General features: G+C 34.2%; 6 protein-coding genes. All 6 read left to right on the forward strand.

From position 1 onward, the window contains the following. Positions 1-573: 573 nt before the first annotated feature. The gene (locus tag ACFX5U_RS03380; RefSeq protein ID WP_400262496.1) at positions 574-3,684 is read left to right on the forward strand and encodes a SusC/RagA family TonB-linked outer membrane protein; all 3,111 of its coding nucleotides are present in this window, start codon (positions 574-576) and stop codon (positions 3,682-3,684) included. Between the two features lie 29 nt (positions 3,685-3,713). Further along, the gene (locus ACFX5U_RS03385) at positions 3,714-5,312 is read left to right on the forward strand and encodes a RagB/SusD family nutrient uptake outer membrane protein (protein ID WP_400262497.1); all 1,599 of its coding nucleotides are present in this window, start codon (positions 3,714-3,716) and stop codon (positions 5,310-5,312) included. A gap of 820 nt (positions 5,313-6,132) precedes the next feature. Then, on the forward strand, positions 6,133-9,270 hold the full coding sequence (locus ACFX5U_RS03390) for a SusC/RagA family TonB-linked outer membrane protein (RefSeq protein WP_400262498.1): 3,138 nt from the start codon (positions 6,133-6,135) through the stop codon (positions 9,268-9,270). Between the two features lie 18 nt (positions 9,271-9,288). Next, entirely contained in the window at positions 9,289-10,791 is a 1,503-nt protein-coding gene (locus ACFX5U_RS03395) for a SusD/RagB family nutrient-binding outer membrane lipoprotein (RefSeq protein WP_400262499.1), read from the forward strand. A gap of 90 nt (positions 10,792-10,881) precedes the next feature. Further along, on the forward strand, positions 10,882-11,499 hold the full coding sequence (locus ACFX5U_RS03400; RefSeq protein WP_400262500.1) for a hypothetical protein: 618 nt from the start codon (positions 10,882-10,884) through the stop codon (positions 11,497-11,499). Next, a complete protein-coding gene (locus ACFX5U_RS03405) occupies positions 11,453-12,196 on the forward strand; it encodes a PDZ domain-containing protein (protein WP_400262501.1) in 744 nt (247 codons plus the stop codon). The genes ACFX5U_RS03400 and ACFX5U_RS03405 overlap by 47 nt, the downstream gene beginning before the upstream one ends. Positions 12,197-12,570 lie beyond the last annotated feature (374 nt).

A 12,570-nucleotide genomic window follows, 5' to 3' on the forward strand; every position in this document is an offset into this window, starting at 1 on the left:
TTTTACCTCAAAAAAAACCGCTTGAACTTTTTCATATTCCATAAAATCTAGAATATTTCAGGTTTAAGAGATTAATAATTTAACATTTTAATTGAAGAAACTGAGAATTCATTATTTGTAACGCGTTCGGATATTTATTTTTATCAGTGATAATTTATTAAGTGATTGTTACAAACTTGTTTTAAAGTATTTATCTGTTAATCAGCTGCTTGACTTTAGATATCTACTTTTTACTTCTTTTTTGTTATTTCTTCATTGTAAAATCGAATTATATTATAATATTTGTTTTAACATATTTTAACAATAAGGTCGTTGAAATATGTGTTACGAGCCATCAGTTCCATTGACTGAATAAAATATTTGTAGAAGCTGAAAAAGTAATTTTTGCAACATACAAAAATTGAGCAATCGACCAAATTCTTCAATATACTTTGAATTGAAAATTACATAATCATTTAATTATGTAATTTTCAATTTTGAGATAATTTTTGAAAGGGTCTGATTTTAAGAAAAGAAACTTACTTAACCAAAGTCTTTTTTTATTGAGACTTTAACTTTAATAAACACAAACATATGAAACAAAAATTACTCAGTTTTTTACTAGGTGGTGCTATTCTTACATCAGTAGCATTTGCACAAGAAAAGAAAGTTAGTGGACGTGTTTTAGGTGACGATGGCAGTGGACTGCCAGGTGTTACCGTAACCGTACAAGGAACTAGTCAAGCAACTCAAACAGATGCTAACGGAAACTATTCTATAAATGTTCCAATTGGAAAAATTTTATTATTTAGATCCATCGGTTTTACGGATAAAACTGTTGTAGTTCGTAACAACTCTGCTTTATATAATGTGTCTTTAGATGGTTCAACCTCAGCATTGGATGAAGTTATCGTTACTGGATACGGTACACAACGTAAACGAGAAATTACAGGATCTATTACATCTATAAAAGGAGAATCTCTTCAGGACGTTCCAGTTCCCTCTCTAGATAAAGCATTACAAGGACAGGCTGCGGGAGTCCAAGTTTCAACTACCTCAGGAGTATTGGGACAAGCTGCAAAAATTCGTATTCGTGGTACAAATTCAATATCTAGTTCAAGTAGTCCCCTTTATGTAATAGATGGAATTCCTTTTTTATCCTCGGATAATGGTGCAGTTATGGCTAATAACCCTTTGGCAGATATTAATCCAAATGATATTGCAAATTTAGAGGTTTTGAAGGATGGTGCTGCAACCGCTATTTATGGATCTAGAGCTGCAAATGGTGTCATATTGATTACGACTAAAAGAGGTAAAGTAGGAACGCCGGTCGTTACGTATGATGGTTGGGTAGGTGTTTCTTCGCCTTCTAAATATTTAGATCTATTAGATGCTAATCAATTTATTGAAATTACAAACGAAAAATTGACTAATTCTAATAGGCCAATTGCTGCATTTGAAACAAAAGACCCAACATCTGGGGAAGTTTATAATAAGGATTGGCAAAAAGAAATTTTTAGAACCGCTCTTCAACATAATCACGCATTATCTTTTAGTGGAGCTACTGATAAAACTAATTATTACTTTTCTGGAGGCTATACAAATATGCAGGGTATTGCTGATGCCAATAGTCTTCAAAAATTTTCTTTAAGAGCTAAAGCTGAGCAAAAGGTATTTAATGATAAAGTAACAATCGGGTTTAATTCGGCGGTAAGTAATCAGACCAATTATGGATTCAATTCTTCTGAAGCTGGACTATCGTCTAATGTAGCGGCAGCAATATTTGCATTCCCAAATGTTCCAGCCAAATGGGCAGATGGTAGCTATAATCTCTCGAGTGATTTGAAAAGTCTTGGACAAGGCTCAAATCTATTGCCAATTTATGGTAATTATACGAATCAACGTTATGTCTTAGATAAAAATATTTATAAGTCAAGCATTTTATCTTTTAATGGCAATGGTTTCATTAATGTAGACATCTTCAAAGGTTTAAGTTTTAGATCACAAATCGGTGTGACTACTCAAAATGGTGAAGATTTTCTTTATTGGGATGCAGGTCATGGTGATGGACAAAGTGTGAATGGTCGTGTGTATCAATACTCGTTGCCAAGAAATTTGTATAACTGGCAAAATTTGTTAAACTATTCAGCTGATTGGACTGATAATTCTTTATCCATTGTCGTTGGTTCTGAATATCAGAAGTCTAAAACACGTTATTTCTTTGCTCATGGATTTGATTTATCTTCTAATTATTTTGCTGAGAACGAAAATATAATATCTGGATCACTAGGAAATCAGCTACTTGGAGGAGCTGCATCAGAGAGGGCTTTCAATTCAATATTTGGTAAAGTAAATTATGCTTTTAAAGAGAAGTATTTGCTATCTGCATCAATACGTCATGATAAGCTGTCTGATTTACCTTTTGGAGAACAAGGAGCACTTCTACCTGGTGTATCGGCAGGTTGGGACGTTGCGAAGGAGAACTTTTTTAATAGTGACCTAATTTCTCAATTTAAAGTTCGTGGTGGTTACGCTAAGGTTGGTAATACTGAAATTGGTCTTTATCCATATGCTGGATTGTATTCAGCAACCCAATATGGCGCTGAAAATGGTATATATTTCTCTCAAGCGGCAAATGAAAAGTTGAAATTTGAAACGAGTTTTAAATGGAACTTTGGTGTGGATTTGGCATTTATGCAAGATAGATTTTTCTTTACTGCGGATTATTTTGTGAATGATATTAATAATATGATTCTAGCAGTGCCAACTCCACCATCATTAGGCATTCCAGATAATAGAATTTCGCAAAATATAGGGTTGATGTCGAATAGAGGTGTCGAAGCTAGTTTGTCAGGTCTTTTATTAAATAAAGGAGACTTCTCATGGAGTACAAATTTAAATGCTACCTATGTAAGTAATAATGTTGAAACTTTGGCAGGAAGACCTATTCCCTATAATTATCATAGAGTAGAAGTGGGGCATGCGATAGGTTCATTTTATGGTTATGAATTTGCTGGAGTTAATAGTCAAAATGGAAACTCACTTTTTAACAAAGGAAATGGAGACATTGTTCAAAATATAGGAGGGACGAGTAATTATGCCTTTTATGATGTTGAAAATCCTACTGATGTTTCACGGAGAGAGAATGCTGCATTGGGTGAATCTGACAAGAAATGGCTAGGTCAAGGTAATCCAAAGTGGTTTGGTGGATTTAACAATACTTTTAAGTATAAGGATTTTGATTTGACGGTTAATTTCAGTTTTTCAGCAGGATTTAAAATCTACAATAAAACCAGACAAGAGCTTTTGAATAATACCAATTTTGCTAATGCTGGAACTGAATTATTAGATAGATGGACTACACCAGGTCAACAAACGGATGTTCCAAAATTGTATTACGGTGTTGATAATGCACTTAATCTTAATGGAAGTTTGAATAGTAGATTCTTAGAAAATGGTTCGTATCTGAGAGCTCAGCGTATTGGAATGGGTTATAATTTTTCAAATGCAAATTTCTTGAAACGTATTCTAGTTACCAAATTACGGGTCTTTGCAACTGTAGATAATGCATTTGTATTAACTGGATATAAAGGCTTAGATCCAGATCTGGCAAATAGTTCTACTTCCAATGCACAACCTGCATTAGATTTTAGATCTAATCCTATACCTCGCACATTTACTTTTGGTGTAAATGCATCATTTTAATTTAGGCTTTTATAAAATTTGAAATAAATATGAAACTAAAATATATAAGTACCATTGCCTTAACAGCAATACTTTTGGCTTTATCTGTAACTTCTTGTAAGAAATTCACTGAACTACAACCATTGGATAAATTATCTGATAAGACGGCATTTACATCAAAGCAGAACATTGATTTAGCTTTGAATGGTGTCTATTGGCAGGCTGCTGTAGGGCGTTATGATCCGGGTACGGGCTTAACTACTGGTCGAGGTTATCCTTTTGGTGGGGCTTCTATAGAACAAGGTGAGATGCGTGGGGAAGATATGATAAATCTTCAGGCGTTTTACCAGATAACATACGAAGGTACCTATACTCCTACTACAGCAAACAATGTAAATCATTGGGAACAACTTTATGCATTGATCAATCAAGCAAATGTTTTCATAAAAGGAGTTGAAGGTGCAGTTGCTAGCGGAGTTTTAACACAAGAAGAGAGTGATATATATAAAGGTGAGGTTCTATTTTTGAGGGCTTTGGCACATCATGAATTAGTGCTGCATTTCTGTAAACCTTATGCTGATAATAAAGGGGCTAATCAAGGTGTACCTTATCGTACTAAAGCAATGATGGGTACTACTGATGTAGAAGAGGGTTTGTCTGAAAAACGTGGAACCGTAGCTGAGGATTATGCCAAAATTATTGAGGATCTTAATAATGCAGAATCATTTTTACCGGCAACTAAATCTAATAAATCTCTTTCAATTTCTAAAGCAACTAAAGGTGCAGCTATAGCATTAAAAACAAGGATATATTTGCATATGGGAGATTATCAGAATGTTATTGCCGAAGGTAATAAACTAGGTACTGATGCTTCTAATGGAGAATTTTCATCATTAATTGGTGGTTATAAATTGGAACTTGATGCAGAAACACCTTTTACTTCTCAAGAAAACAATTCAGAGTCTATTTTTTCGATTGCACAAACTCAAGCGCAAAATGGAGGAGTTAATGGAGCTATTGCTAGTATGTTTTCAGCAAGCTCGCTTCGAGGCCGAGATTTAATTGGGACAAGTCCAAATCTATATAATGCATCTTTTTGGGTTGAGGGAGATGTCAGAAAAACTAAACTACAATTAGTGCAAAAATCAGGGAGCTATCAAATGGTTTTTAATTATAAATATAGAGCCGTAGCAGTTTTAGATTCTTGGAATCCAATTATTCGCTATTCGGAAGTGCTATTGAATGTGGCGGAAGCTCATGCCTATAATGGTAATAATGCACAGGCATTCTCATTGCTTAATGCAGTGCGTAATAGATCTGTGCCCGCTGATAAAAAATTTGCAACCGCTCCTGCAGATTTGAAACTTGCTATTTATCAAGAACGTCGGATTGAATTTGCTGGAGAAGGTAAGAGATGGGCTGATATACATCGCTTGGTATTAAGTTCGTATGGTTATAATGGCGTGCCGTCAAAGGTACAGGCTACTCAAGTTACTACTGGGGGTTTGGATAATTATAAGCCAGGGTTAATAATAGAGCCAAAATTCCCAGGTATTCCATACCAGGAAAAATCATTTTTATGGCCATTGCCACAATCAGAAATGTCTTCAAATCCTAATTTGGAACAAAATCCTGGATATGGTAAATAATTCTGAGAAAATTTAAGGCAATTTTCCTAAACTAGGATATGCGGAGTCCCTACTGCATATCTTAGTTTTTTTTAAATACGATTGTTTTAAGTAAAGTGATAATCCGTTTCTGTCCTGAGGATAATAATACGAGACGTTACTGTGATGTCGAATGTAGAACTCTGTTCGTTCTGAAGTAGAGGTATTAATGGTTTGATTTCAAGCTAAGTATAATAAAGTAAATAGCTATTCTTTAAGATAAGCTATTTTTTTGTTAAAAAATCGATTGGATGTCTTCGTCTTTCGCGTAAATTCTAAAATCTTTCAAATATAGGACCTTCTTAATGTAACATTTTAATTGATATATCTGCCATTTTATTATGTGTGATAAATGTTTTAGGATATCTAATGATAATTTATTAAGTTTTTGTTACAAACTATTTTAAATTATTTCTTTGTTAATCAGTTGTTTGAGTGGTTGTATGTCATTTTTCATTTTTTTTTTATTATGTCTGCATTGTATATTCAAAATATATTATAATATTTGTTTTAACATTATTTAACAATTTGACTGTTGAAAATGGAATTGCAAACCATGTTACCATTGCCCGAATAAAATATTTGTTGAAGCTGAAAAGTAATTGAAAAGACTTTTCATTACATCTAAAAAAGCAATCGATTGCGTTATTGACTTTACTTTGAATTCTAGATTTTATAATCATTGATTTATAGAATTTTCAATTTTGAAGTAATTGTGATAAATGACCGATTTTTAAGAAAAGAAACTTACTTAACCAAAGTCTTTTTTTATTGAGACTTTAACTTTAATAAACACAAACATATGAAACAAACATTACTCAGTTTTTTTGTGGGTAGTATGATCCTGACCTCTGTTGCCTTTGCGCAAGAGAAAAAGGTAAGTGGTCGTGTGACTGCAGCTGATGGTAAACCATTGGCTGGAGTAACGATTGCTGTTCAAGGATCTAACCTAGCTACCCAAACAGATGCGAATGGAAATTATTCGTTCTCTGTACCAACCGGAAAAGTTATCGTTTTCCGTTCTATTGGATTTTCAGATAAAACTTTAATTGTAAAAGAAGGGCAATCGGCATTTAACGTCACATTAAGTAATTCTGAAAATGAACTTGAAGAGGTAATTGTTACAGCGCTGGGTGTAAAGCGTGAGAAGAGAGAATTGGGTTATTCTGCTGAGCAAGTATCTTCAAAAACTGTAAACCAAGCTAGCGCTGTTAATTTAGCTAATGGTCTTCAAGGTAAGGTTGCTGGTTTAAATGTGACCACCACTAGTTCAAGCGTGAATGAAGATGTGAAGATTAATCTACGTGGTATTCGCTCCTTAACAGGTAAAAATGACCCATTATTAGTCTTAGATGGGATTCAGATGGATGTAAAATACCTCTCATCCATTAATCCTAATGATGTTGATAACATTTCAGTATTAAAAGGTGGAGCTGCAGCAGCAATTTATGGACCTGATGCTAGGAACGGTGTAATTATGGTGACGACTAAGAAAAGTTCGGATACACCTACTGTAAATGTCAGCCACTCTACGCAATGGCAGGATGTATCATTTTTTCCTAAATTACAAAAACAATTTGGTCAAGGTTATGATGGTATAATTGATCCAGTAGAAAATTGGAATTGGGGGCCTGCTTTTGATGGGTCAACAATAGATATAGGGCCTAAATTACCAGATGGAAGTCAGCAAACAACAACTTATAGTGGAACTGATGAACGCGAAAAATTCTACAATACAGGAGTTACAAATCAAACTGGTGTTTCATTGACAGCAAAGGATTTCTTCATGAGTTTGGAGGATGCGGTAGTTAAGGGGATTGTACCTGATGATAAAAATAGAAGAACTGGTGTAAGGTTAAATTCACAAAGAGAATTTGGCATTTTTAGGGCAGGAATGAATTTTAATTATACACAACAAAATTACGATCTATATAATCAAACAGCACAAGCCGATTATTTTACAGGTCAAGGTGTTGGAGGTAATTCCGGATTATTTAGCCAACTGATTAATACACCTGCAGATATTATTTTGTCTAAATATAAAGATTATCAAAATGATAAGTTTTCAACTTATGAGAATTGGTTTACAAATTATGGTTTAAATCCATATTTTTCAATTGGAAACTGGCGTAAGGAAGGTAAAAAACAAGATTTATTATCGAATCTAGAATTGGGATTAAAACCTACTGATTGGCTGAGCTTCACCTATCGCGCTGGTTTAACGTCACGTAATATTGCTGAGCGAAATAAAACTGTTGGAGTTAATCCTTCTACTTGGGCAATAAACAGAGGGAAAGATCCAATTCCTGGGGCGATTGAGGAATATAACTATAATCAAACAGTTCTAACATCTGAATTCTTTGCTAATGTAGATACTAAAATTGATGATGATTTTACTTTTAAAGGGATTTTAGGTACTTACGTTAAACAAAATGATTGGAGAACAACAAGGGTTGGTGCTGATAATTTGGTAGTATCTGAGCTGTATAATTTGAGCAACAGAATTGGAATTTTATCAGGATCTTCTAATGGATTTAGAAGTCGACTTTTTTCAGTTTATGGTAGTGCGGGACTAAATTATAAAAATTGGGCAAATGTAGAGGTGACAGGACGTTGGGATAAAACTTCTACTTTAGCTGTGGGTAATAATTCTTATTTCTATCCAGGTGTGAATGCTGCGTTTATTTTGACAGATGCTATTCCTGAAATGAAATCAGACGTTTTTAATTATTTGAAAGTTAGAGGAGGATGGACTAAGACTGCTAATTCTGACATTGAACCATATTTCTTAGCTGCTACTTTTTCACAACCAGCAACAAGTGGATTTCCTTTCGGTTCTGTGTCGGGATTGACAGCTGGAAATACTACTTTTGATCCAAATCTAAAACCAGAACGTATTAATTCTACAGAAGCTGGATTTGAAGCCGGACTTTGGAATAATCGCTTGACTTTAGAAGCAACTTATTTTTATAACAAGAATACAGATCAAATTATTAGTGTAAATATTTCAGAAGCATCTGGATATTCTAGAAGTTATCGGAATGCAGCTTCATTTAACAGTTATGGTGTTGATTTTGGTTTTAATATAACACCTATCATTAAATTTAATAATGGTGGGGTGAACTTAAAAGGAAGTTTTCTGTGGAACGATTCTGAAGTAACCAGTATTGACGAAAGCCTTGGACTAAACGAACTTTCGATAGGAGGCTATGTTGCTGCAGGAAACTATGCAATAAAGGGAATGCCTGCATTTGAAATGCGTGGAACAGATTACAAACGTGATGATCTAGGACGTGTTATTGTAGATTCGAAAACAGGTAGACCTTCTGTATCTTCTGATAATGTGAATTTTGGTCGTACTTTACCTAAATGGATTGTTAATTTATCTCCTTCAGTAAATTGGAAAAACTTTAATTTATCTGCGATGATAGAACATAAAGGTGGTCATGTTATATCCTTTTATGGATTAGGGAATGATATGGCGTGGACAGGGGTGTCTGAAGCAACGGCCTATAATAATCGTGAGCCATTTATATTGCCAAATTCTGTTATTGCCGATCCTAAGAATGCTGGTCAGTATATTGAAAATACATCAGTTAAAATAGGTGAAAATGAGGAAATTTACAATTACTACACTGGTGAATTTAGGAATGCAGCTTCCAATTTTATAGTTAGTGCGAGCCAATGGAGATTTCGTGAACTTTCGCTGACTTATGATGTACCTTCAGATTGGTTGCAAGCACGTCAAAAAGTAGTGAAATCGTTATCAATTGCATTAGTTGGTCGTAATTTAGCATTATGGTTGCCGAAAGAAAATAAATTTATGGATCCTGACTTTAATAGTATGACATCGGATTATCCTAATGCTTATGGTAACGTTAATGCAAATGCAAATCCACCTGTGAGAAACTACGGATTTACGATTAATGCTAAGTTTTAACGATAAAAGAATTTTAAAATGAAAAATAAAATTATAATAGCCTTATTTTCAGCAGCTTTGGTGATAACGGGGTGCAAAGATAGCTTTTTTGATATTAATGAGAATCCTAACAACCCAACTGAGTCTAAAGTTAAAGCGAGTTATTTGTTACCAATGGTTCTGAAGCAAACTGCTACAAGAATGGGAACACAATATAGTTGGGCTGCATCCTGGTCAGGATATTGGGGAAGAGGTAGTGATTTCGGACCAAGTTTGCCGATGGAAAACTACGATATTACACCTTCATATCAACAAGCACAATGGGCGAATAGTACCACATCTTGGTATGATGTGTTGACAGATGCTGATTTTATGGAGAAGAAGGGTAGAGCCACAAATGAATTGTTCTACGTGGCTACAGCAAAAATAATGAAGTCAATTGGATTTATGTATCTGGTCGATATGTACAATAATGTGCCGTATTCAGATGCATTGAAAGGTGATGCTTCTGTTATTCCAAAATATGATAAAGGTGAGGATATTTATAAAGATTTACTGATACAGCTCGATTCTGCTCGTATTATTTTAAAACAATCTTTAACTATTAGTGATGAAATCAGAAATTCTGATGTTTTATTCGGAGGTGATTTGACTGAATGGCGTAAATTGGCTAATACGCAAGCATTGAAGTTATTGATTCATCAGTCGGAGTTTAACAAAACTCCAGCAGCTGAGATTGCTAAAATTACAGCAGATGGGAGTGGCTTTATTGAAGCTGATAAGTCTGCGGATCTTACGATAGCATTTGCTATGGCCGCTAATCAAGTTAATCCTATTTATTCCACTTATGTCATGAATCAAAGTGGAACTTTAACAGATGGTTTTAATCGTGTAAGTAACTATTTATTGAATAGATATAAGAACACAAATGATATTCGTTATCAATACTTATTTTTGAAGGCAAGAAATCCAGTTGATGCAAGTAATCCATGGGTTGGTAAAGATCTTGGGGCAACAAACGTGAAAGGAGCCTCATCTTCCCAAGAATCTATCGTAATTGGTAATGGAGTTTTAAAAGATGGAACGCAACCATTATGGTTGCTGACTTCTGTAGAAAGTTTATTTTTGCAGGCTGAGGCTATCCAACGTGGATGGATTTCTGGGGATGCTAAAGCGGCCTATGAAAATGCAGTAAAAGAGTCATTTAATTGGTTAGAAGTAACTAATGCGAATACTGTGGCAACTGCATTCCTGGCTTCGCCATCTGCAAATTGGGCAACTGCTTCAAATAAACTCGAGTTACTTATTAATCAAAAATACCTAGCTCTTCCTGGGATTAATAATTTTGAAGCATATGTTGATTATAGAAGATTGGGTTATCCAAAAGATATACCACTTTCTAAGAATTCAAGTGTTGGTGATAGAAAAATACCTTTACGCTTAATGTACCCTCAAAATGAATATAGTTACAATAGTACGAATGTTAATGCTCAAGGAGATATCAATCCACAAGTGAGTAAAATATTTTGGGATGTAAATTAATATCAACCAATATTATTTAGAAAGAAGCCGAATCACTCCATTAGTGATTCGGCTTTTTTCCGTATATTGTATCTACCAATATAAGCTTTCATGAAATTAGCTCTCCTATTGCTAGTCTGTTTGTTCTGCCAAAATTCTCTTGGGCAGTCAGGCTTTGTTTTGCATAAAAATAAGAAGCTTAGTTTTCCTTTTGTTTTCGTCCATAATCTTGTTATTGTTCCCGTAGAAGTCAATGGATTTATGATGAATTTTTTATTAGATACCGGTGTCAAGGAAACAATGATATTTGGTAAGTCACTTGGTGACATCGATAGTACCATCTTTAAAAATAAATTTCAGGGTCTGGGACGGAATGATGGTATTGATGGCGTATTGGCTATCAACAATCAGGTACGTATCGCAAAAAAAATGGTCGATAATGATCATCCAATCTATGTCTTAGAAAATGCGCAAATTGATATTTCATCACGGATAGGGATTGAAGTCAACGGTATTTTGGGAAGTCGTTTCTTTACTGACCACAGGATCGCATTTGACTTTATAAAAAAGAGAATCACCATTTTCCCAAACGACAATAAAATCAAATCATTAGCTAAAATGGAAGTTTTGCCTGTTGAGATTATAGGAAGTCGACCTTATATTGCTGTTGTTGTGCAACAAGATGAAGAAACTGATTGCTGGGAAGGCACTAATCGATATGGGGAATAGTGATGCTATATTATTGTTAAAAGAACGGATGCCTAACTACCAAGTACGCCCTCCATTTATTGCCGATTATATTGGACAGGGTTTTAATGGTGAGATATATGGCTTACGTAACCGTATCAAGGCACTACGTATGGGACCATTTGAAATGTCTTACCCTTTGGTAGCTTATCCCGAGTTACAATCAATGCAGAATGCAAAAATAGTGAACGAACGAATAGGATCTGTTGGGAATGAATTGTTACGAAGATTTAAAATTATATTTGATTATCCCAATAAACGAATATATTTAAGTAAGAATAGGAATTTCAATAAATACTATTACCTCAATATGAGTGGTCTTGAGATTATTCATGATGGTGTGAAATGGGAAAAACAGGAGATTCCAGTAACATTGGAAAAAGATGGAAGTAAAGAAATAAATTTTGATAATAAAGTTCAGTTCAAATTTGTTCTAAAACCACAATTTAAGATTGATATGGTGAGACCAGAATCGCCAGCGGAATTGTCTGGGCTTATGAAAGGAGATCTAATTTTAACCATAAATGGTAAAAATGCTACTTCGTTCAGCTTAGAAGAAATTACCAATTTGTTGAAATCCGAAGAGGGAAAAGAGATTATTTTAAAGATTGAGCGAAATAACGTAAAGCAGGAATACCGATTTCTGTTGAAAGATCCTCTTCCATTTATCCATGATTGATTTTATGTTGAGGGTTTCCTATAATATGCTCAGTTAGAAATATTAGTATCCCCTTTTTGCAGGAATTACCCCCACAATACTTTTTAGGATTATTTGATAATTGTAAACTTAAGATTAGCGAATAAGGAAGCTAATTTTAAATAACACTCCTTTATGCAACTATTTTGTTACAAATGTCTTTAGTAAACTTTTAATGTTTAATATTACTAAACTTTATTAAGTAATATTGTTCTTCTTTAATTTTTATACGTTATACTAAACCTTTATCATTCTTTAAAAATGAAACCGTTATGAGCTTAAGTCAGCTCAACTGCCGATATGTACCAAGCTCGCGAGGTAATATTCGGTACATGATACCCTCATTGAAACAAAAC

This window comes from Sphingobacterium sp. SG20118 (genome assembly GCF_044740685.1).
Lineage (GTDB): Bacteria > Bacteroidota > Bacteroidia > Sphingobacteriales > Sphingobacteriaceae > Sphingobacterium.

Excerpts from the sequence above, each read along its gene's own strand:
- ACFX5U_RS03380 (WP_400262496.1), top strand. The coding sequence starts at position 574 with ATGAAACAAAAATTACTCAGTTTTTTACTAGGTGGTGCTATTCTTACA.
- ACFX5U_RS03385 (WP_400262497.1), top strand. The coding sequence starts at position 3,714 with ATGAAACTAAAATATATAAGTACCATTGCCTTAACAGCAATACTTTTG.
- ACFX5U_RS03390 (WP_400262498.1), top strand. The coding sequence starts at position 6,133 with ATGAAACAAACATTACTCAGTTTTTTTGTGGGTAGTATGATCCTGACC.
- ACFX5U_RS03395 (WP_400262499.1), top strand. The coding sequence starts at position 9,289 with ATGAAAAATAAAATTATAATAGCCTTATTTTCAGCAGCTTTGGTGATA.
- ACFX5U_RS03400 (WP_400262500.1), top strand. The coding sequence starts at position 10,882 with ATGAAATTAGCTCTCCTATTGCTAGTCTGTTTGTTCTGCCAAAATTCT.
- ACFX5U_RS03405 (WP_400262501.1), top strand. The coding sequence starts at position 11,453 with ATGAAGAAACTGATTGCTGGGAAGGCACTAATCGATATGGGGAATAGT.